Raw genomic sequence first — 22,054 nt, 5'->3', positions numbered from 1 at the left:
ATTATGGCATATTTTTAAAAATTTAAGGAAATAATGAGAATAAATTATAAAAAATTATTCAATTTAAGAAAAATTGCAAGCGATCCTAAGAAACTTTTAGCATTTTTGATTTTTGCTTTAATGATCGCTTTTGTACAAAATTATATAGTACAAAATCCTAGTTTTAAAGCTCAAGTGATTAGGGTGATTGATGGTGATACCATAGAAATTAGTACCAACAATAAAACCAGTAAAATACGATTTTTTGGCATAGATGCGCCTGAGTTAAAGCAAAATTTTGGCAAAAAATCAAAAGCAGCACTTGAGAAAATTTTAAAAGATAAGGAAGTTTATATTTTTTCTAAAAACAAAGATAATTATGGTAGAATTGTCGCTATTGTAAAGCTTAAAGATGTGGATATTAATCAGTTTTTAGTGAGTCAAGGATATGCTTGGGCGGATACATATTACACCAATGCTTATATTAAAGAGCAAGAAAAAGCTCAAAAAAATAAACTGGGTCTTTGGAAAGATGATAATCCAATAGAGCCTTATAAATGGCGCAAACAAAATAGATTTTAAAGGCAGGTAATGAAAAAATATATTTTAATGCTAGCTTTGCTTTTTGGAATATCAGGATGTTTTGTAAATGAAAGAGGCATTTCAAATCGGTTTTATGATGATTGCCATGAATATTATGATGCAAGTGGAACTTATCATAAGGACTGCCCTAAAAATTGGGTAGATATTAAAATGACTCCTTGATGATTTATTTGCGTAAAGATGCTGATAATGCTGATCCTATCGCTTCAGGATTTACTGTGCTTGTTGGGGAATCAGGATTTTCTGCTGCTTTGGCTGTATTAAGAGGAGGTCGCTTGAGTTTAAATATATGCTCATCTATACTAACAACTTGTATGGTTGCTTCAAACATTTTAATCTCTTTTACATGTCCTACAACTTTTACATCTCGCTTTTTAGAAGTTTCATCAAACAAAGCATGAGCTTCAAGTTCTAAAACATCGCCTAATTTAAGTGGAGCATAAAAGAAACATTTTGAACCAATAACAACAGAGAATTCTTTATTGATTGAAGCTTGTGCGACATAGTTTGCAGCAGCAAAAATAAAAGCATCAAAAACTAACCCTTGTTCATCTACAACCATATCGCTTGTAGTGATGAGTATCGACTTTGCAAAATTTTTATCAAGCTCGATAATAGTTCCTGCTAAGGAGGTGTTGAGTTCTGGACAAGTTAAAAGTTCAGCTCTTACACGAGAGATATCCTCAGCGGATGCATATTCTTCAAGTTGTGCATATTCTTCAAAAATATCTTTTTTTGCCATTTTTGCGCCTTTGGTGTTCTATATTATCTACTTCAAAACATTTCTTGATGCTATATCGGCTTAGTAATTAAAAAATTTATACCTTTATGCGAACATAGACTCTTTTAGGTGCCTCATAGCCCTCAATAGTGAGGTTTTTATCGTTTGGATCTAAAAAATTTTCCAAAGAAAAAGAATCAATCCATTCTGTTTTTCTTTGTTCATTTTCATCTGTTGTTTTTGTAGCTAGGACTTCAAAATCTTTAAATCCTGCTCTTTCACACCAATTTTTTAAAGCGCTAATGCTAGGAACAAAATAAATATTAGGGATTTTAGAATAGGTTTTATTAGGAACTAGGGCAATTTCTCTTGGATCTTCTATATACATGGTATCTAAAAATACAGTTCCATTTTTATTTAATCCCGCCTTTAAATCTTTTAGCATTTTTATGGGATCGCTTCTGTGATAAATCACTCCAAGACAGAAAATCACATCAAATTTCAACCCATATTTTGGCAAATCTTCTACGCCTAAAAGCTCATATTTTATAGGAGTTTTAGCAAGAGTATTTATGAGTTCAAATTGTAAGCGATATTTGATTGAAGGATCAAAGCCTATAAGTTTTTTTGGATTAAATTCAAGCATTTTAAACATATAATAGCCATTATTGCAACCAATATCAGCAACACATTTTTGAGAAATTTCACTCATAAAGGGTTTTAAGATATTGAATTTAATAAAGCTTTGCCATTCCGTATCGATAAAAAGTTCATCTATTTTAAAAGGACCTTTTCTCCATGGTTTTAATTCTTTTGTGAGTTCTAAAATTTCTTTTTTTGCTTGAGAGTTTGTTTTTAGGGTAACACTATCTTCTAAATAAAGCTTAGAATCCAGTTCGACTTCTTTCAAATTCTGAATTTTAGAAAATAGGGGATGATTTAAAAATTGTTTTTCAAGTGGATTTTCTTGCATATTTTTCCTTGATAATCTAATTTTAGAATAATAACAAAAACAATTTGATTATAGGTTAAAATATGTAAAATTATACATATAATATGTTTTTATCAGTAATATGTTTTTATCAGTAAAATCATTGAAGAATAGATTTTTTATGTGATGAAATATTTTATAAAAATTTACAACTAGTTAAAAAGCATAGTTTAGTTGCTTATAATTGATAAATTTTATTTTTCGTAATTTAAACTTGGTTTTACTATTGTGTAGATAGATTTATCTTTATAATAAATTCTATACTCTTTTCGCAGCAAGCGATAAATTTTAAAATAATCGATCGAGTTATTTATCTCTACTTTTACTTAAGTAGAATTTATAGATAGGTAATTCATGAGGTTAAAAGTATCAGGATTGATACCTAATTCTTTGCCTATAACTTTTTAACTTTTCAATTATTTCTTGCATTTGCATGTTAAATCCTTTGATTTTAATTTTAAGAAATTTAAATATAAAAATATAAAAAGTAATGAAAAGCTTTTAATTTGAAAGGTAAAATATGGATATAAAATTTGTACTACAAATCAAAGTCAAAAAATGAAACTTCGATTTGCAAAGCTACTTTATAAAATTTTTCTATTTTAAAAATATTTATTTAGGAAAATTTAATAAAAAATAATATTTAAAAGATGAAGGATAAGTTATTCTTTTCTTTTGGTTGTCTGTATTGTTTTGAATTAGCTGACTATAATCTTGCGGTTGGTTATTTATTTTTGGAAAAATAGACCCAATTAGATTAAAAGCAAAATCCTTATTTGATTTAGTAATTTTTTTTATTTCTTGTTCAATGTTTTCAGGGATTTTTATTTCATTATTTATAAGATCATAAGGATTATATTGTTCAATAAATAACATTCTATTGTCATATATATAATCATAAAGTCTAGGTTTAAATATTTTTAATAATGTGATCACAGCAAAATCATATAAATATAATTCTTGATTTATAGCATTGACTTCAATTTTAAAAGCATTTAAAAACCTCTCCATATCTCTAATACTTTTAAAAGCATCTGCAAAATTATTTTCTTTTATTTTTTTAATAAACTCATCTTTATCCAATGCTTCATGTTTTATATGAATTGTTTTTAGTTTTTTTATAAATATATCTTTTAAGTTTTCTTGACTAACTTTAGACAATTTAATAGGAACTTGAACTATTTTTTCTATATATTTACCACCTTTATCTTTTTGAATTTTATCTAAAGCTTTAGAAACAATCTCTTCATCATAAGAAAGAATATATATGGTATTTTTAAAATCAGCTATAGATCTTACAAGTTGAAAAATTTCTTGTATATCTGTATCGGCCAATCTATCAAGATCATCAATGACTACGATTATTTTTATGTCTATATTTAATAAAGCGGTGTTAATTTCATTTTTGATTTCATCTAAACCCTTTTTCTCTGCACTTAATAGTTTGTTAAAATTATTAATAATACTTGAAGCTCGAGACATTGCCACTGAAGCAACTGGATCTGCAATCATATAAGATGACATTTTAAATAACAATGATAAATCTTCTAGTTTATTAGGTACTTCAGATAAAAATTTAAATTTTGCATGAGAATATATTTTTTTAAATTTTTAATTTTAAATTTTGGAAATGAAGCTTTACGAATTTCTTTGGCAAGCGTTGTAAAAAAATCGCTGATAAGTTTTTTTCTAGTAGAGATATTCCAAGGATTAAATTTCACTATAATGAAATTTTCATCATCTTTAAAATCCTCCAAAGTCATATTAACGAAAGAGGTCTTTCCACTACCCCAATCACCTATAATTCCAAAAGTAATACTATCTTCTTCTTTATAATTTTTAATAATTGTATTTAGTTGTTCTGCTACTGAATTTCTACTGAACAAATCCTCCTCTTTTTTCTCTATAGGTTTGTCTATATTAACGCTTTCTAATTTTTCTTGTTTGTTTTGATTATTTTCCATAAAATAAGCTCCTTTTGGTTTTTGAGATTATATATAATTTTAACTATGTTTTATGATAAAAAGAACCAAAGGTATTCTAATCACTCTTGAGAGGGTAAAAAATATTTTTGGTTTTTTGCTTTAAATAAGGAAAGATAAAAAGCTATCTATAATTTTTTAAGATCTATTGTTTAGGTTTTTACTAAAATCATCTAGAGATAGTTGGATGTTTTTTGAAAAATATCATTTGTAATTTAAAATAGGTTCTTTGTATCGATTTTTCCTAACTTTTTGGAATAAAAAATAAAAAGTTAGGAAAAAAGTTTCAAAATGGATTTTAATGGAAAAAACTTTAATTTAGGCTTTATATAGCTACAAATGCCTATTTTATCTATATTTTATAAGTCTGATATTTATAGTAGCTTATGGTACAAATGGTGCGGTTAGCGAGATTTGAACAATATAGAGATATTGCCTATATTTACATATAATTATTTTATATATTTTTACAAAGTCAATATATAGGTCAATAACTTTTTAGAATGCAAAAATAAGATTTCTATTTTTTTCTATTTTTTCGTTTAGTATATCTGTGGTTTCAAAATTATACCATATTGTAGGATTAATCATATCTTTTGCTAATTCCAAAGCTTCGCTCCCATTTCCGCCTTCATTGTTGTCTAAATCGCTACCTTTTTGCTCATTTATCATATCAGGGGTATTAGCTGTAATGCTTTGTACCACATCAAAAATCTTACTAGCTCCGCTTAATAAATTACCCGCAATATTTAAAGTTGATTCAAAAGTTGTCATCTCTTGTGCGATTTGTGCTGTATTTTTTGTAAAATCAGCGGCTAAATTCCAATTATTGGCACCCCAAGCACCTAGAAAATTAACAAGACCCCAAACAGCATTAAGAATGGAGAATGTTTTATTTCCAGTTAGAGAACCTATGGCTAAACCTAAGCTAATCCCTAGTGTGATTCCTGAAGCAATGGTTTCGCTCACTCCTATTAAAGTACCAAGCCATGCACCTTGCCCGCCAATCCACCAAGTAGCTACAGCTAAAACGATAGTGACAATAGGTGCTAAAAAGCTTAAAATTCCTTTGCTTGATTTTTCGTATACATAAAGATAATAAAAACTATCCCATAATGCAAACCATCTATCTCTGCGCCCATAAGGCAAATTTGAACTTTTTCTATATAGCGGATATATACTTGGCGTAACACTCGTATCTTTTTTACCCCAACTTGCATTATTTAGAGAAGAAAATGCTACATAAGGCTCTTCATAACAAACAAAATTAAAACTATTGTAAAAACACAAGGGGAGTGCATACTTGCACTTATATATTTCTTTTATAGAGTTAAATACTTCAAAAAAAGATACTTTTTTGCTTGTTAAAGCGTAGTATGTTTTACCTGAATCACTTTCTCTAGTTTTTTGAGCTTTTTCATATATTTTATAGGTTATTTCTACTTTTTCGATTCTAAATATATTTTTATTTAATTCTTTAAAATCATTATAAAATTTTTCAACATCAATGCATAATTTTTTATAAGGTTTTCCAAAAGTTGGTTTAAATTCAACATTTTCTACTTTAATTTCTGGTATTTTAATATCATCAATACTAGGATATATCCATTCATTATTTTTTTGGATGGTTTGGCAAAAAATAACTACTTCGATATCGTTTATAAGCATTTCATAATTTATATTTTCCAATGCCTTATTTAATATATCTTTAAAATTTATTTTTTCATCGATATAAAAAAATCCTTTTCCGTGATATTTCCAAGCTTTTTCTTTTTCAAATAAAAGAGTTAAATTGTTTGGAAAACCATAATAATATTGCATATTTCCTAAATTATATTTAGTTCTTATCTCGCAAATATCATGATATATTCCATTTTTACTGCTAGGATCTCCTTTATAGGGTTTGTACGGATCTTGACCCACGAAAAATTGATTTAAGCCCAAATTGCCGTGACTATGTTTATCATAAGGGGCTGTCGATGCACTTTTTATGTTATATTTTTTTACAATATAGGAGTTTGGGTAAAGAGGATGTGTTGCGTTTTGGCTATAACTCCTACCTTTTCTTATGAGTTGTTTATGTAAAAGCTCAACATATTTATTTACCCCTATCATAGCATAGGTAAACCATTGTTTATAAACCTCCCCTGTATCTAGCTTACCTATATTTGAAGGGTATGCAGGCTTAAGAGTGTAGTTTTTCATAAGCCTTTTTTCATCTATTAGCATTATTAAAATTTTTCTATATTTTCTATTTTTTCTTTAACAAGACTCATAATCTCTTGCGGTATATCAAGCCCACCAGTGCAATATCCAAATTGAACACTTTGTGTAACCTTTGCAGCTTCTATTCTTAAGTTATCATCTATTTGAGCAGTTTGTCTAGCTATTAATGCAGGTTTTGCTTTTTCTGTTTCTGTTTGAGCTCTTAAAAGTAAAGCTTTTTCAGCATTAAGCTCGTTTTCATCGCCTTGTAAAATCATGGATAAAGCTGTATTTTGACTTTGTGCTACTATGGTTTGTCCAACACTTACTAGAGCTTGTGCTAAGCTCTGGAATTGTGTATCGTTTCTAATTATATTATCATTTCCAAATTGTTCTAAAAGTTTTTTAAATTCTCCAAATGGGGATTTTTCTGCTAAGCTCATTTCTAAAATTTGCGGATAAATTTCTTTAAATGCTTTAAGTCTTTTGTTGTAATCAACATTTGCATCACTCATTATTTAGCTCCTTTATTTTGCTTATCTGAATTTCACACTGTTTGTATTTGTAAAAAAGTATAGAATAAGCATTTAAAATATCTAGTTCATTTTTTGCCTTTGGCTTTTCAAGGGGACTTAATGTTAATAACTCTTGCGGAATTCTAACTTTTTGAATTTCTATTTTGGTTACTACTTGTTGAGTTTGCATCCCACAACCTATCAACGACATCGTTAAAAAGCTTGGTAATATTATTTTCATTGCTTTTATAAATGTATTCTTTAACATATTGCACCCTTTCTTGTACTTGATTTTTTTGATTGTTTGCTTCATTTAAAGCCTTTAATTCTGTTTTATGAATTTGATTTAATTCTTTTAATTTTTCTTGATTATTTTCATTGACTTTTAAAGCCAAAGCTAAATCACTTCGACTTTTTTCTAATTTGGCCTTTGTGCTATCAAGTCTTAGATAAAAATATCCTGCTAAGATTGCCATTAATACTAAAGCGATACAAAGTTTTGCATTTCCAAATAAAAGATTTATCATATTTTGTTTTAGAAGTTTAAGTAAGGTTTTTATATAATACCCCTAAGGGTTAGCCGTAGGTCTAGCCCCCTATGGCTAAATTTTACCCTTGAAAGTGGGTGATTTTTATGACTGCATATCACCAAATAATCGTTATAATTATACTCTTATGTATAATTATTGTCAAGGCTTATTAGTCTTGTCCCCTTTTTAGGGGATTATTTGGTAACCTACTTAAATTTCTTTCTCCTTTCTATGCTAACTCATTTGTTATTTCTAATTTAATGTCTTCAAGATTTTTACCATACACCAAATCATAAAATTCTTTACAAGCTTGTCTGCTTTGACCGACACTTTCATTATTATTATCTTTAGTAAGCCCCAGCAAGATACAACCTTGTGTGTCTTTGTCAGTGTTTCCCCAGTGTATTAAAATATGTCTATCAAATGGGACTTTTTCATTAAACACATTAATCATTGTATCATCATCTTTTTTTGTGATACTTCTTAAAGTGTTTTCAAATCTTGAAGGAGAATGCCTTTTTAAATCGTAAATGCCTTCTGGTATTCTCAAATCCTTGTTTCTTTCAACTCCTTCTTTATCCTCTTCTAAAGAAAAGCATTCAAATAGCAATTTATCATCATCATTAAAAACTTTAAATTTGCCTATAACACAAGTTTTTCCAGTGTATCTTCTAATGATTTTAATTTTCATTTGTATCCTTTAGTTTTTTATATAATCTATTAGGACTTGAACTTCCTGCATTCATATCTCCTAGCTTAACCAAACCACCTATTTGCAACGCTCTTATTATGATTTCAGAACAAAACCATTTGTCTTCACTATCTTTTGTGAATGTGAAAAAGCCCAAAATTCCTAAAAAATCATATTTTTTTCCTATTTGAGAGTAAAGAAATTCTTTTATTTTTGTCTCATTTATATCATTGATTTCTATAAAATCCCATCTGCCAGTGTCTTTAAATTCTTTTATTCTTACTCCTTTATCTCTAGGACTTGAGCTAATCATTAAATTGTCTAAGATTATTTCACAGTGAGAATAGGAATTTAAAAAATCTCCATTTAATCTTTCTTTCCAAGATGAAGTAAAAAAAGCTATTGCTTTATCAAGAAAAGTAGATTTGTCATTTTCTTTAACTTTATAAAATGCAATTTTCATTCGTTTTCCTTTCTTTTATAAATCATTCTTAACTCATCATTTCTTATTTGAGTAAGCTTAACAAGCCTTTCATCCATTCGCATAAGATCTGTTTCTATAGCTTCTAGCTTATCGTTAGTTTTAGAGCAATGCGTTTGTATAAATTTGATTAAGCTATCATTGCTTGCTCTGGATACTGCAATTTGTTCTCTAATAAGAACATTAGTATTTTTGGTTTCACTTATAAGTTCTTTTGTTCTTTCCCCAGCTTCTTTATGTAAAGTTTTATATAAATGCCATGCAATCCCAGCTAAGACAAAAACCATTAATCCTAACAATGCTGATCCGCTTAAAGAACCGAGTATAGCACCTTCTTTTATTATATTTTCAGTACTCATTTTTCACTCTCCCATGCAATTAAATTTAATTCTTCTAAAGATGTGGCATTTTTCACTTTATTTCTTAGTTCATCATTTTTAAAAATAATACTTTCCGTATATTTAGCAATATTAACCCCAAATTCTAAAAATTCATCTTTGCTAAATGTGACGATTCTGTTATCTTTGTCAATCCAAGAAATGTTCTCTAAAGGAGTATTATTGAGATTTGCTAACATTATCTCGCTAACTTTTCCGCTGATATTAATTTTTGCTTCAGTATCAATTTGAAATGTAGTATTTTTAAAAGGCATAAATAAAAGCTTTTCTTCTTTTATTGCTTTTAACTCTTCTAATTTTAATTCTTTTAACTCTTCTAAGGTTTTTTCTTTAATCTCGTAAGAAATAATATAAAGATTACTTTTTTCATCGTAATTTTGAACTTGGTTAAGCTTCTGTGTTTTTTCATTAAAGCTTGGCGCTTCTTCTTCTTTAACTTTAGCAAAACCGAGCTCTTTTAAAAGCCCATCATCGCAAGCACTTAAGAAATAAGTATCCTGTGCATCAATTTCACCTTCTTGAGTTTGCAACTTGACATTTTTGTAAAAAAATATTGTCATATTTCAAAGTCTGATTTTCAATATCGTAAAACATATTTATTCTCCTTTAGTTGTAATAAAGTTCAAATTTAGTGGTTTTTATATGATTTTGTGAGGCTGGAGAATGAGTCCAGCTTGCATCAAGATTAACATGTTTTATTTTGCTTCCTTTTACCCATCCTTGATATGTAATTTTTTGTCCTTTGGTTCCGCTTCTGGTTGACACAACTGTCGTGAAAAGCTTATCATCTACAAATATTCCCCTTCCTTGAGTGGCTGATTTATAGCTAAAACTTTTAACAAATTCACATTCAAAAATTAAATAATATTTTTTACTAGCGTTTAAAGCTTTATTTGTGTTTATTACAGGAATGGATAAATCCTTATTTGCAAAAAACTCATCTTTTCCACCTATGCTTATCGCATGAAGGCTTTGTGATAATAGTACGCTAGTCATCTTAAGTCCTAGTTATTAAAACATTGCTTGAAGCTATGCAAAAATAAGCAAAGGTTTCGGTACCGCTAAAACCACTTTGAGCTACTCTAAATTTAAAAGGTGCCGAAAAAGCAGTGATATTTTGAGCATTATTGACAGTGATAGTTCCACTTTTACCTGCTCCACCCCAATTTGCTATACCGATAGCTCCTTTGGCTGTCATTGTTAAGATAAAATGCTGAGCTTGTCTTAAATCTATTTTTGGTGCTGTTTGATTTCCTAAGTTCTTAATTCCGCCGCCATAATCCACATACCATTTTCTTGCCAATTGTGCATCTTGTGTGGGATTAGCACCACACATAGGTGGTACTGAGAATGTTTTTACACCTGCTATAGTTTGATTTCCGCTTAATGCAACTTTGCTATTTCCGACTGTATCTACATATGATTTGTTTGCTACTTGATTGTTAGCAGTAGGATTAGTTGCTGATACAGGTGGTACTGAGAATGTTTTTACACCTGCTATAGTTTCATCTCCAGTTTTTGCAACTTTTCCATTTAATTGACCTAAATTTGTCGCATGGTTATTGGCAGTTGCATTTGGTATTACTATTGAACTAGAGAATGTCTTAACGCCTGCTATAGTTTCATTTCCAGTTTTTGTTACCTTATTGTCTATTTTCGAATTTAATTCCGTTTTTGCACCATTGATCTGCTCGGTTATTTTGGTATCCATAGCTTGAACTTGCGCATTAATATTGGCAATATCATACTCATTAGCTTTTGCATCAATTTTATTAATATATTCATTCTTCTTAGTTTCTAACTCTTGTTTATGCTCTTCCTTTTTATTTGATATTTCAGTTGTAGCTGTATTTTTAGCTTCGTTGACCAAATTTAAGGATGTGTCTTTTAACTGCGAAATTTGACTTGTAGCTGTATCGCTTATAGTTTGTATTTCTTGTAGTGCATCAGATTTTGCACTATCTAGCGCACCTGTTATTTCTGTATTTTTATTATCTAGTAAATCTAAAGCACCATCATATTTTTCTCTTAACTCTTGTAAGCTTTGTGATGCCAAATTTAAATCATTTACAACTTGCTCTAAGTCCGCCATTCTTTACTCCTTATAACTTAATTTAATTATTTTTTTATCAAATAAAACATTTTCGATTGAAAAAATGTGAGAATAAATTCCACCCAAATTATCTTTTATAATTTCATCAAATTTAGTTAGTTTTTCTTCGCTGGCTGTATCTAATCTGCTTATATTTTCATCTGTTTTATTTTGTATATTTGTTATACTTTCTTCACTGAGTGAATTAATAGAAGCTAATTTCTCATTAGTATTAGAATTAAATTCGTTAAGTTTGTTTTGATAATTTGAGTTAAAGTTGTTGATTAAAGTATCTAAATCTGATTTTCCTTGTGTTATGATAAGCTCTATTTGGTTTTTTTGAGCTAATATTCCACTTGTTTCATCTGTGATATCACTGGATACTTTCTTCATGGCATTAACCATACTTTGTTTAAGTTCTAGCAAATAGCTTTCAATAGCTGTTTTATCATTAGCGAGTTCTGTTCTTGCTACTTCAGCCAATCTTCCTAAATCTTCATTAGCTATTTTAGATCTTTCTATAAAGTTAGCTAAAGCCACATCTACGGTATTTTTATTAGCTTCTACATATGCTTCAATTTGATTTTTTAGAGTCTCAATGCTTGAAATCTTAGCATCTACACTTGAGTTTGCTTGTGCTAATTTTAAATCAAGTTGCCCTTTTAATCTTTCGCCATAGCTTTCTAAATCTGCTTTTAGATTAGAAATTTCTGTTTTGAAATCGTTGATAATAGCTGTAAAATTTCTCATATCTTCGCTTATTTGTTCGCTTTGTTTTACTGCTTCTCTCAAATCATTTATAATTTCTGTAGATGAGTTTATAAGATCTTCTATTTTTAAAATATCTTCATATTTTCCTACTATTTCATCCTCTAGCTTCTCGCAACGCTTTAATAAATCAATCATATTTTGATTTAATCTTTGATTTTCAAAAAGAATAGTGTTTATTTTAAGTTTTATTGTTGCTTCAGCATCATTAACTATATTTTGAACTTCTGATTTTACATTTTTAAAATTATTGGTTATAGATATAATCTCATTCTTTGTTGCCACGATATTTGAAACAAGTTTATTTACAAGCTCTATATTAGAATGCAAATCTTCTTTAATACTTTGTGCGTGTTCTAGTTCTTGTAAGATTTGTTGCTTAAGTTCTATGGATAAATCTAAATAGGATTTGGTAAGATTTTTGTTTTCCTCTATTTTTTTAAGACCTGCATTAAAATCAACAGCTATGTTGTAATATTCTTCAAGTTTTATTTTTATAATTTCAAAATTTTTATTAAACTCATTAAGTTCAGGATATTTGTCTTTAACAAAATTAACTCCATTGCTTATATCTTTTTCTGATTTTATAATGTTGTTGTAGATTTCTTCTATATTATTTAAAGTATTTTTTATTTCATTGCTTATTTTTTCAATTTCATTTCTTTTGTTTTTAGTAAAATCAGTATTGCTTTGAGTAAGCTCGCTATTTTTTACAACTAAATTTTTAAGCTCTAAAATTTGATTATAAAAATTATTAACTTGTTCTTTTAGTCCTACAATTTCTTCTATTCTGGTATTATCCAAAGCAGTAGCAACATTTGAAATTCTTGCCAAAACTTGATTTATAATCTCAAGTTTTTCTCTACCTGTTTTTAACTCATTTAAGCTTGTTCCCATTTTTAACCTTCATAATAATCACTATCTTTAATTCTCTTTTCACAAAAGAAAAGCAGATCATCCATGGCTAAAAGCCATTTTTTATCATCTAAATAAGCTATAAAATCAGCACTATTTATACTTTGAGCATAGTCTTTATAACTCAAAGCTCGATTAAATTTATTTGTAAAATTACACTCACAACCATGTTCTTTCATCATCAAGCTCCTTGCCATCGTTAGCTATATACTCATTAATTATCTTGTCACATAATGCCAGAAAGTCTTTTTCTTCGCATCTTGTAATCAAATAACAAACATAATTAATCACAGCAAAACTAAGTGCTTCATCTATCATTAAATGTTCTTTTTCATTGTCAAAATCAGGCTCATCAGGAATAATCAAAAAATGATTATTTCTAACTTGCCTGAAAACTTTTTCGCTTTGTTCTACATTTTTTAAAAGAACACTAGGAACACATTTTGATAAAATATAATAAAATGCTTCCATAAAATAGGCTTTCAAAACTTCATCATCTTCTATCATTTTGTAAGAATTTTTAACTTTAGCGATAATGAGTTTTTTAGCCATAATACAAAGCATTATGCACCTCTTGCTGCTTTTAAAACCGCTTTAGCCTTTGCATTATTTCCACTAGTTAATCCCACGCCTATAGCAAAAGCATCAGCATTTCTTACTTCTAAAGTGCTTTGCGTATAAAATCTTTTTGCTTTTGCAGTAATATCAGTTGGAACATCTTCAATCGTAGTAGGTATGTAAAGCCCATGTTTCATATACTCAAAATCCCCAGCAATTAAAACATCACCCAAACCATATTTAGGGCTTAATAATCTATGCATATGGAAATTTACCGTTCCAAAATCTGTTTCAAGGCTTACTACTTGTCCTGCTAGTTTTGTTTCATTGCCTAAAATTCTTGTAGCAAATTTATTGATAGCTCCTTTTAAGTCAGCTCCTAAAAAGACATCTTTAGGCGTAACTCCGCTATTCCAAATGGTTTGTAAGATTTGATTAAGTTTATCTTCTGTTAGTTCTGTTGCAGTTCCGCTCCAATCTCCTGTTTCATCAAAAGCTAATACATTTCCACGCTTTCCATGAGCAAAGCTATCTTTTCCTTTAGCGATATAATGAAAAAGTCCAGCCATTTCTCCACTTGTTGCTTCTTGTGCTTGAACATAATCTTTGAAAACTGATTTTTTTACATCACTATCTCTGCCTAGACCAAATAAAGCATATTCCATATCCATTTTATGTTCTTTGGTTTTTTTGCCTATTTGATACTCCATTTCATTGCCACCATATTGATTTGCTTTTAACAAAGCTTTTGATACCATGGCTTCGGTAATGAATATTTGAGTAGCATTTGTAGTTTTTTGAGCTGTGTTTTTTGTTTCCCCTACAAATTTGCTCAATTCCAAATTTGCGTTCTTTTTTGGTTCTTCAAAAGTGTCTGTAAGCCAACTATGAGTTAAAGGATTTGTAACCTTTGAAGTGCCTATTTTATTTAAAATTGGTGTTTCAGTAGCTCCAATTTTAATAATCGTTTCATATATTGATTGTTTTAACTTAACATTTTCTGTTGCGGGTGCTGTATGTCCCATTGAAGGTAAAGCCATTTTTGAATTCTCCTTAGTTTAGTTTTAAGGATTTTTCCAAAAATAGCTATTTCAAAAATAGTGTGTTTTGAAACAAATTAGATATTTACACTTTTATAAAGTTCTAAACATTCTAAGAAATCATTTTGCATTCTTAAAAGTAGTTTATTCTCTTTGTTTTCATCATCTTTTAAATCTTTTAACATTTTTTCTAGCTTTAAGGCATAATTTTTAAAAGTTTTAAAATCAAAGGCATATAAACCATTTTTAGCCAATATACAATTTAATTTATCTTTAAAATTGTTTTTACTTTGTTCTAAATCATACTTTAAAGCTTTAATCTCATTCTCATACTTTTGCTTTTGCTGTTTTAATTGAGATTTGTAACCTAAGCTTTGTCTAAAAGCTAACTTATCGTGCTTCTCATATTCAATATTTCTTAGTCTTTTTTCCATTTCATTAAAAGCTTTGATAAACTCGATTTTCCATTTATAAGCCTTTTCGCCTGTAAAACCCATAACAAGCAAAGAAAAAGCGTCACGAGTGATTTTGTAGCAAGGTAAAATTCTACCCGTGCTATCAATATATTTACTCGCCTTAAAATTAAGGTCAGTGAAACTATCCTTTGGGAAAGTTTCAATTTTTGCTATAATATTATCGTGGCGTTTATTAAAAACCGCCGCGATGTCTAAAGAGGTAGTCGTTACTTGGTCGTTGGCTACCTCCAACTCTACATCCACGCCATTAATTACAGCTAATTTTTCCATTTTTTACCTTTTTGTTTTGATTTAAAACAAATAAATCATTTGTTTTATGAGTAAATTATAACATTATTTAGTTATATTGTCAATAATTTTATAAATATTTTAGTTGTTTTTTTGTAAAATAATAAATATTTTATTTGTAAAGGTGTTAAAATGAATTATGATGAATTTGAGAATAAATTAAAATCAATCAGTTTAAGCAAAAAAGATTTTTCTGAAATGGTTAAAATGAGCTATACCGGCGTAACCAATTGGAGACAAACAAATTCTATACCCGGCTGGGTAAATAGTTGGCTTATTAATTATGAAAAAGCAAAAGTTTTAGATGAAATTTCAAAATCTATAAAACCTTTTATAAAATAAAAATAGTGTATTTTAAAGCAAATTATTTATTTTAAAAAAAGTAAGATTATAATATATAAATATATATAAAACATATAAAATAAGTATAAATTAACTATAAAAAAGGTATAATTTAATTATCAAAAGGAATTGAAATGAGTAGTATATTAAATGCCTATAATGAAGCAAAAATACTTCAAGAACAAAAACCAAACAATGCTGTTGTTATTTCTTATTTAAACTATAAAGGGTATTATCCAAAAATACAAAATACAGATTTATTGATAATACAAGGTGCATTAAAAGCTATACAACAAAACAATACAAAATTTGAAGATAATGTAAAACTTAAATATGAAAAATGAAATAGTTAAAGATAATAAAGAAATTGAAACTTTTGAAAAAGTAGGCAAAGTTATGGCTGAAATAGAAGTCAGCAAGCAAAAGGCTACTTTAGCTCAAATTGAAGCCACTAGAGAAGATAATCAAAGACAATATGATTTCGCTATTAATAAACTGACTAAAGAAAATAAAAAATGGCATAAATCTATGAATATAGCATGTACTGCGGTTTTTATTCTTCTGATAGCTAGTCTTTATCTTATTTTATTTACTGAAAAAATAGAAATAGGATTAGGCTTGCTCAGTACAACATTAGCAAGTGTTTTTGGATATTTAGCAGGTGTTGGTTCATCTAAAACCTAGTTGGACTTGGAAAAACTATTTATGAGTAATAAATATGAAGGGCATAAAGAGACATTAAGTAAAAAATCACAAAACAAAAATAAGGAAAACCAAAATGACAAAAACACAAGCTTTTATAGATGGTTTTGTAGGTAAGCCTATAAAAAACGAATGCTTTAATTTATGGGATTTAAATGCTATTATAAGAGAAAAACAAGCAAAATTATATAAAGAGAATATTGAATTTAGAGAGAAACAAATTGAAAAAATCACAAAAACAAAAAACACCTAATACTATTAAACAAGAAAATCAAAATAAAGAAAATCCATCTCAAACTTTCAATACTCAGCTTAATTTTCTTATGGAGAATGAACTTAATGCTATAGGAAAATTGCCTAAAGATTTAGCAGATAGAATTGTGACAATGCTAGAGAAATCTTTAGAGTATAAAAAAGATAACGATAATAAAATACTAGATTTAGAGAATAAAAATATAGAAATTAGAAAAAAAGATATAAAATCTTATCATTTTTGGAATGGTTTTGGAATGGTATCTTTTCTACTTATAACTATTACTAGTATATGTGTTGGATTATATCTTATTCTTAATGGGCATAATGAAGGTGCTTATTTTGCTTTTATATTAGGAGCATTGACACTTTTACCTAAAATAATTGATTCTATAAAAAACAAACCTAAAAATTAATTTACATTTTCTTTATCTTTTCCTATTAATATTAAGAAATAGTTTGAAGATTGAAGCAATTGTAATAAAATTAAGGGATAAAACCCTTAATTTTTATTTATCTTCGCTCCTTTCTTTTAATTTAATAAGATTTTTTAGCGTATAAGTGCCTATTTTTCCTGCTATTTCCCTGTTATTTTTTTTATCTGTAACCTTATCTATTTTTTGCTTTCTAGCTATAACTTGTTTTATTTTCTCAATTCTTTGCTTTCTAGCTTTTTTATCATTTTGTATTTTTTCATCAAGACTTTGTTTTACGCTTTTTTTATTCTTTTTCTCTACTTCTTTAGCCTCAATATTTTCTTTTATATCTTCCATTAAGTTTTTTTTAGGCTTAGTTTGGGTAGAATTAGGATTATTTGGTAGCCCATTCAATGAGTTATCATTTTTGCTACCTGGTTGGATGAAAGTTTGGATAATGCCAACATTTTCTTTAGTATTTTTCTTACTAACTTTTTCAAGCCTTGTTAAATCCTTTTCTTTAACTTTAGTCACATGTCTAACTTCTCCAGTATCTTTATTTACACCAAGTTTTCCTAATTTATTATCATTTAATCTTTTTGCTATTAAAGCTATATCCATTCTATTGTTTTTATAAAAAAATGTAGGATTTTCTTTAATTTCTTTTATAAGCTTAAACACATCACTAGGCTTTTTAAACATCTCTTTATGTTTATTGGCTAAATATTCTAAGTCGGCTATAATCTCATCATTTGTAAGCTTTGCTAAATTTCTAACATTTGGAGAAACGCTTATTTTTACATTTAAATCACTCTTTACTTTGCTCGGATCAGCTTTATTCATGAAGAAGTTGTCGCCTTTAATGACACCTTCTTTTATTAGTGCATCTTTTAATATCTTATTTTGTTCTTTGTCTACTTTAATATAATTATCTAAAGCATCTTTAAAAATTCTACTTTGTTCTTTATCCGCTATTTTTATGTTTTTAAGATTAGATATAACTTCTTTATTGGTTTTAGCAAGTTTTAATGCATCTAATATTTGATTTCTTAACGCTTGCTCTTTAGCACTTTTCATAAAAGGAACTAAAGCATGTATTCTAGCAAAAACACCACTTATTAATATTCTATCAAAAACACCGCTTATTGTTGTGGCTATTGAAGAATTTGTTTTTTTGCCACTACTAGCTAAAGCCGTCATTATTAAGTCTTTATTGTTTTGATAAATTTTTGCATAAACATTTACTACTTCTTTTGCATATTTTAAATCTTTACTTACAAATTCTACATTATCCATATCTTTTGCTAGGTTCTTAAAATCATATCCTATATCTTCAATTCTATGTTTTGCTAGTAATGCATTAAAAGCATGTTTTTCATTTGCTTTTCGCTCTGCTTCATTCATACCTTCAAAAGCTCTTTTTAAATCTTTGTCTTCATTGATATTTCTAGCACCATTAGCTATTCTTTGCGCGAGTGCTTCGGGTGTTTCTTGGTCTTTGATTTTTCCTAGATAACTATTATTAAAATTTTCTTTTAACGCATAGTTTTTATTAGCATTTTCTAAAATCTTCTTTGCTAGTTCTTTATCACTTGCATTTTTTATCATAGTTTCATCTAAAGTATCTTTTACTAGCCTATAAGCTTCTTTAGTATTATATGTCTTATTTCCTGTGGCTAATTGCTTATTTATAGCACTTCTTAAGTTAAATATTTGCTCAGCACTTAAGTCTTTATCAATAGTATCTTCTAGAAAGCTACTAATATTTGTTTTTATATCTTGCTCTAAAAAATTGTTGTTTTTAAACTCTTCAATCTTTGCTAAATCTTCTTTGCTTAACCTTATTGAGCCGTTGTTAAGCTCATCTATACTTTTTATAGCTTGAGCATATTCATTATTAATTCTTTTTTTATAAGAGCTATTATCTTTTTGCCAAGCTTTATAATCAAACTCGCCATTTAAACCTGTTTTGTTCTTAAATACTTCATCTTGTTCTTTAATTATATTTAAAAAAGAAATACTAGCATCCTTATCAGCCTTCAAAACATCATCTAAAAAACTTCCTATTTCGGGATAAGCTTGAGCTGATTTTAATAATATTTCTCTTCTTTGAGTAGTTGGAACTCCTTGTAAAGTATTTGAAATATTTTTTAAAATAGCACTTGTTCTTTTAGCGCTATCTTGTATAAATTGTGGATTATTCTTGTTAAGTCCTTGCTCGACAATGTTTTTTAATATTTCTATTGTAGGCTTTCCATTTTCTAAGTATGTTGGATTTTCTTTTGCTATAAGTTCATCTATTTGTTTTTTATTCTCTACATTTTTTGTAAGATTATTAAAAATTGTTTCTGCATTTTGCAAACCACCATCTGTAAATTTTCCTATCATAGGAATATCTTTTTGGGTGATTTTATCTATAACCCTATTACCTAAATTACCACCTTTTACCGCCATGCCATCTATCATATCTTTACCGGCTTGCGCTCCTGTTTTAACACTGCTTATTAAATCACCAACACTTTTATATGTTTTTCCTATTCCCTTTATAGCTGATCCAACTACAGCACCTGCTAAGGCATCTTCTGCGGCTGCACTTCCAAACCTTTTAGCATAGTCCATATAACTTGCTTCAATTCCTGTATTATTACTTTGCGAATGAAGATCAGCCATAGCACCGCTACCAGCACCAATTGCAGATGGTGCGAAATAATTTAAAGCTTTTTTGGCTATTGTTTGTCCTGCTGTTTTTGCTAAACTTCCAGCATATCCACCAGCTACAGAAAATGCTAACTCGTTTTTAGTACTAGCAAGTGTATTTCTAAAACTAGGAGTAAAATCAACTTCTTTTCCATTTTTATCAACGCCTATATATTTATAGTCTCCATTATTTATTTCTAAAAATGGCTCATATCCTAATTTTTTTATTTCATCGTATGCGATTTGAAAAATTTGTTTTTGCTCTTCATTATCAAGGCTAGTAAAATTTCTAGCCAACAACCCGCCTGATATCTGATTTGTAGCATCTTCTATTTTTTGCCTTGCCCCTTCTTCACCACTTGTAACTTTTGGAGAAAGATAATCCAATCCTTCAGATATCATTCTTTTTGGATCTATAAGGTTATTAAAATCTTCTAGACCCTTATTTATTTTACTCCATACTCCTTGTTCTTGTGGCTCATTTTGGCTTACTTGTGGTGCTTGATACATACTCATAGGCTTACCATCTAAAGCTAATTCTTCTTGTGAATTAAAATTGTTTTGTTGCTGATTATTTTGCATAAATTGATTATATTTATTCTGCAAAAAATTATCATCAATATCTATATAAGTTTTTCCTTCTGGTATATCTATATTCATATCAAAAAGTTGCATTGTTTTTGCACCTTGTGGTATTTGTATTGTCATCTTTTATCCTTATTATCTAAATGTAATCATATTGTTTTGTTGTAAAAAATTTTGGTTTAATTGTTGTTGCGGTTGTTGTGATAAAATCTTATTTAATGGCACTCTTTGCCCTTGAGAAGCTAAAATATTTCCAGCATTTATAAAATCTTTTATCATAGCCTTTTCATTTTCTAGCTTTTTATACATATTGTTATAATAATTTTCTATATTATCTCTATCTTTTAAATACCTTTCTGTTTTCCAAATATCCATATATTCTTTTTTTAAGGCATCATTTTTTACTCTATATAGTATTTCTACTGCTTTTTCAATATCATGTTTAGCATACTTATCAAAGAAGTAAAAACTATCTGTTTTAACCAATTCTTCTAATCTATGCCTATCTTCATTGCTCATCCTGCCACTTGTGATATTAACTAGTGCTAAATTTATTTCAGCTTTTAGCTTATCTGCGAATTCTTGTTTTAAGTTTTTACTATTACTAAAAGGAGTATTTCTTAATTTTTGATTTATGGTATCTCCAAATCCATAAATATCATTTAAATTTATATTTTGCGTTTTAGCGGTTTTTGCAAAATGATACAAATCCCCGCGATTACTTTCTTTGCTAAAAACATCTCTCATTGTTTGCGGTTCGCTTAAATTACCATTAGCATCTATACTAAAGCCTGAATTATTATTTGTTTTATTAGTAACTATATTACTATTTTTACCAGTTAAATAATCTAAATATTTTTGATTATAATCTTTATCTTCTTTATATTTAGCCCAATTTAAAGCATTATCTTGAACTTGTCTTTGTCTTTCAAGGTCAAATTTTTGCAAGGCTAAAGCATTATTAAATTCATTTTGCAAGATTTGATTATTTTGCATAGCCTGATTAAATTCCATTTGTTGCTTTCTTAAATCTTGCTCTTGCTGAAACTCATTAGCTTTAACTTTATCATCAAAACTTTTGCTCATGATGTCATATAAGACACCACCGACTTTTCCTGCGTTTTGTATAACGCCTGTATCAGGATTAAATACTACTCTTTGTGGGTTATAAAATGCCATTTTGTTTCCTTTATTCTTTCTTTTAAAATAAAGGATTTAAGGAAGTTTGTGTATAATTTTAAAAGGGTGCAACGCCAAAGGGTTGCCGCCCTTTAGCGTTAATTTACCGCCCAGTTGGGAGGTGATTAAATTGCTAACCAAAATTATAGTTATAATTATACTACTTTGTATAATTATAGTCAAGGCTTATTAATACTTGATTTCCCCTTTTTTAAGGGGAGCTATAATTTCCCTTTGGCTTCCTTAAATCCAAATCTATTTAATTACTCCAAACATTTTGAAGTTTATTTTCCATATTCTTTCTTCTGTTTAACTCTTCATTGGCTAGATACTTATTGAAGTTATAAGCATCTTTTTGTAAATCAAAATTTTTCTTTGCCATTTTTTGCTGATTATAAGCACCATATAAAGCGCCGGCACCGCCTAAAACATTTCCTAATCTATCAAAATTAGTTACTTTATTTGCATCAGAACTTTTAAATAACCAATCTCCAAAATTACTAAAAGAATTTTTTAATCCATTTAAAAAACCACCACTGCTACTTGCTAAATTTGGAGTAAAATTGCTTGTTTTCATCAAAGTATCTGCAAAGCTAGAGCCTAGTCCTGTACCACCTTTTAAAGCTGTTATAAAATCCATGATTTCTC

General features: G+C 28.4%; 28 protein-coding genes and 1 pseudogene. 7 read left to right on the top strand and 22 right to left on the bottom strand.

What is annotated here, in order from left to right; translation table 11 throughout:
• The first annotated feature begins 33 nt into the window (after positions 1-33).
• Entirely contained in the window at positions 34-561 is a 528-nt protein-coding gene (locus tag KAR67_RS02255; RefSeq protein ID WP_002778962.1) for a thermonuclease family protein, read from the top strand.
• A gap of 9 nt (positions 562-570) precedes the next feature.
• Positions 571-744, top strand: coding sequence for a hypothetical protein (locus KAR67_RS02250; RefSeq protein WP_002778960.1), 174 nt, complete (start codon positions 571-573; stop codon positions 742-744).
• 4 nt (positions 745-748) lie between these two features.
• Here the strand turns inward: KAR67_RS02250 and KAR67_RS02245 are convergent, their stop codons facing one another.
• The 19 genes and pseudogenes from KAR67_RS02245 to KAR67_RS02155 all read right to left on the bottom strand — a co-directional run bounded on the left by KAR67_RS02245 (position 749) and on the right by KAR67_RS02155 (position 15,215).
• Complete coding sequence (locus KAR67_RS02245) at positions 749-1,324, bottom strand: PaaI family thioesterase (protein WP_002778957.1); 576 nt, start codon at positions 1,322-1,324, stop codon at positions 749-751.
• Between the two features lie 76 nt (positions 1,325-1,400).
• The gene (cmoB, locus tag KAR67_RS02240) at positions 1,401-2,276 is read right to left on the bottom strand and encodes a tRNA 5-methoxyuridine(34)/uridine 5-oxyacetic acid(34) synthase CmoB (protein WP_002778955.1); all 876 of its coding nucleotides are present in this window, start codon (positions 2,274-2,276) and stop codon (positions 1,401-1,403) included.
• Positions 2,277-2,906: 630 nt separating this feature from the next.
• Positions 2,907-3,806, bottom strand: a complete 900-nt coding sequence (locus KAR67_RS02235; RefSeq protein ID WP_162284711.1) for a P-loop NTPase fold protein — start codon at positions 3,804-3,806, stop codon at positions 2,907-2,909.
• A gap of 35 nt (positions 3,807-3,841) precedes the next feature.
• Entirely contained in the window at positions 3,842-4,258 is a 417-nt protein-coding gene (locus tag KAR67_RS09820) for a P-loop NTPase fold protein (protein WP_002778951.1), read from the bottom strand.
• A gap of 516 nt (positions 4,259-4,774) precedes the next feature.
• On the bottom strand, positions 4,775-6,505 hold the full coding sequence (locus KAR67_RS02225) for a hypothetical protein (protein WP_162284687.1): 1,731 nt from the start codon (positions 6,503-6,505) through the stop codon (positions 4,775-4,777).
• Between the two features lie 2 nt (positions 6,506-6,507).
• Entirely contained in the window at positions 6,508-6,996 is a 489-nt protein-coding gene (locus KAR67_RS02220) for a hypothetical protein (protein WP_131235472.1), read from the bottom strand.
• Positions 6,989-7,186 carry a hypothetical protein gene (locus KAR67_RS02215; protein WP_131235473.1) on the bottom strand — a complete coding sequence of 66 codons (198 nt, stop codon included), beginning with the start codon at positions 7,184-7,186 and terminating at the stop codon, positions 6,989-6,991. The genes KAR67_RS02220 and KAR67_RS02215 overlap by 8 nt, the downstream gene beginning before the upstream one ends.
• A complete protein-coding gene (locus KAR67_RS02210; protein WP_131235474.1) occupies positions 7,140-7,523 on the bottom strand; it encodes a hypothetical protein in 384 nt (127 codons plus the stop codon). Before KAR67_RS02210 ends, KAR67_RS02215 begins: the two co-directional genes overlap by 47 nt.
• Before the next feature lie 232 nt (positions 7,524-7,755).
• Positions 7,756-8,217: a DUF5675 family protein gene (locus KAR67_RS02205; protein WP_057990447.1), complete on the bottom strand. Its 462-nt coding sequence runs from the start codon at positions 8,215-8,217 to the stop codon at positions 7,756-7,758.
• Positions 8,207-8,680, bottom strand: coding sequence for a hypothetical protein (locus tag KAR67_RS02200; protein WP_002792595.1), 474 nt, complete (start codon positions 8,678-8,680; stop codon positions 8,207-8,209). The genes KAR67_RS02205 and KAR67_RS02200 overlap by 11 nt, the downstream gene beginning before the upstream one ends.
• Positions 8,677-9,057: a hypothetical protein gene (locus KAR67_RS02195; protein ID WP_002810252.1), complete on the bottom strand. Its 381-nt coding sequence runs from the start codon at positions 9,055-9,057 to the stop codon at positions 8,677-8,679. Before KAR67_RS02195 ends, KAR67_RS02200 begins: the two co-directional genes overlap by 4 nt.
• A pseudogene (locus KAR67_RS02190) lies at positions 9,054-9,690 on the bottom strand (DUF4376 domain-containing protein). Before KAR67_RS02190 ends, KAR67_RS02195 begins: the two are co-directional and overlap by 4 nt.
• A gap of 12 nt (positions 9,691-9,702) precedes the next feature.
• Positions 9,703-10,092 (bottom strand): hypothetical protein, encoded by a 390-nt coding sequence (locus KAR67_RS02185; RefSeq protein WP_052784919.1) that lies wholly within the window; start codon positions 10,090-10,092, stop codon positions 9,703-9,705.
• 1 nt (position 10,093) lies between these two features.
• Positions 10,094-11,188, bottom strand: a complete 1,095-nt coding sequence (locus KAR67_RS02180) for a hypothetical protein (RefSeq protein ID WP_162284688.1) — start codon at positions 11,186-11,188, stop codon at positions 10,094-10,096.
• Between the two features lie 3 nt (positions 11,189-11,191).
• Positions 11,192-12,853, bottom strand: a complete 1,662-nt coding sequence (locus tag KAR67_RS02175) for a hypothetical protein (protein ID WP_162284689.1) — start codon at positions 12,851-12,853, stop codon at positions 11,192-11,194.
• Between the two features lie 2 nt (positions 12,854-12,855).
• On the bottom strand, positions 12,856-13,050 hold the full coding sequence (locus KAR67_RS02170) for a hypothetical protein (RefSeq protein ID WP_002782214.1): 195 nt from the start codon (positions 13,048-13,050) through the stop codon (positions 12,856-12,858).
• The gene (locus KAR67_RS02165) at positions 13,031-13,435 is read right to left on the bottom strand and encodes a hypothetical protein (RefSeq protein ID WP_002782213.1); all 405 of its coding nucleotides are present in this window, start codon (positions 13,433-13,435) and stop codon (positions 13,031-13,033) included. The genes KAR67_RS02170 and KAR67_RS02165 overlap by 20 nt, the downstream gene beginning before the upstream one ends.
• The gene (locus KAR67_RS02160) at positions 13,435-14,469 is read right to left on the bottom strand and encodes a DUF5309 family protein (RefSeq protein WP_060794078.1); all 1,035 of its coding nucleotides are present in this window, start codon (positions 14,467-14,469) and stop codon (positions 13,435-13,437) included. Before KAR67_RS02160 ends, KAR67_RS02165 begins: the two co-directional genes overlap by 1 nt.
• Positions 14,470-14,546: 77 nt before the next feature.
• The gene (locus KAR67_RS02155; RefSeq protein ID WP_060794079.1) at positions 14,547-15,215 is read right to left on the bottom strand and encodes a Rha family transcriptional regulator; all 669 of its coding nucleotides are present in this window, start codon (positions 15,213-15,215) and stop codon (positions 14,547-14,549) included.
• 150 nt (positions 15,216-15,365) lie between these two features.
• Here KAR67_RS02155 and KAR67_RS02150 point away from each other — a divergent pair, with 150 nt between their 5' ends.
• The 5 genes from KAR67_RS02150 to KAR67_RS02130 all read left to right on the top strand — a co-directional run bounded on the left by KAR67_RS02150 (position 15,366) and on the right by KAR67_RS02130 (position 16,945).
• Positions 15,366-15,575, top strand: coding sequence for a hypothetical protein (locus KAR67_RS02150; RefSeq protein ID WP_002846748.1), 210 nt, complete (start codon positions 15,366-15,368; stop codon positions 15,573-15,575).
• Between the two features lie 134 nt (positions 15,576-15,709).
• A complete protein-coding gene (locus KAR67_RS02145; RefSeq protein WP_057993453.1) occupies positions 15,710-15,919 on the top strand; it encodes a hypothetical protein in 210 nt (69 codons plus the stop codon).
• A complete protein-coding gene (locus KAR67_RS02140; RefSeq protein WP_002782210.1) occupies positions 15,909-16,259 on the top strand; it encodes a hypothetical protein in 351 nt (116 codons plus the stop codon). The genes KAR67_RS02145 and KAR67_RS02140 overlap by 11 nt, the downstream gene beginning before the upstream one ends.
• Before the next feature lie 94 nt (positions 16,260-16,353).
• Entirely contained in the window at positions 16,354-16,530 is a 177-nt protein-coding gene (locus KAR67_RS02135; protein WP_165696653.1) for a hypothetical protein, read from the top strand.
• Positions 16,499-16,945 (top strand): hypothetical protein, encoded by a 447-nt coding sequence (locus KAR67_RS02130; RefSeq protein WP_002846375.1) that lies wholly within the window; start codon positions 16,499-16,501, stop codon positions 16,943-16,945. Before KAR67_RS02135 ends, KAR67_RS02130 begins: the two co-directional genes overlap by 32 nt.
• A gap of 93 nt (positions 16,946-17,038) precedes the next feature.
• On the opposite strand, the gene KAR67_RS02125 is transcribed toward KAR67_RS02130, so the two are convergent.
• The 3 genes from KAR67_RS02125 to KAR67_RS02115 form a co-directional block, all read right to left on the bottom strand.
• A complete protein-coding gene (locus KAR67_RS02125) occupies positions 17,039-20,350 on the bottom strand; it encodes a hypothetical protein (protein WP_192801050.1) in 3,312 nt (1,103 codons plus the stop codon).
• 12 nt (positions 20,351-20,362) lie between these two features.
• Positions 20,363-21,406 (bottom strand): hypothetical protein, encoded by a 1,044-nt coding sequence (locus KAR67_RS09580; protein ID WP_162284691.1) that lies wholly within the window; start codon positions 21,404-21,406, stop codon positions 20,363-20,365.
• A gap of 259 nt (positions 21,407-21,665) precedes the next feature.
• Complete coding sequence (locus tag KAR67_RS02115) at positions 21,666-22,046, bottom strand: hypothetical protein (RefSeq protein WP_052784634.1); 381 nt, start codon at positions 22,044-22,046, stop codon at positions 21,666-21,668.
• Positions 22,047-22,054: the final 8 nt, after the last annotated feature.

The organism is Campylobacter sp. JH32, from assembly GCF_017846535.1.
Classification (GTDB): domain Bacteria; phylum Campylobacterota; class Campylobacteria; order Campylobacterales; family Campylobacteraceae; genus Campylobacter_D; species Campylobacter_D coli.
The sequence above is the reverse complement of the archived record's forward strand: the minus strand, read 5'-3'. Positions and strand labels throughout refer to the sequence as shown.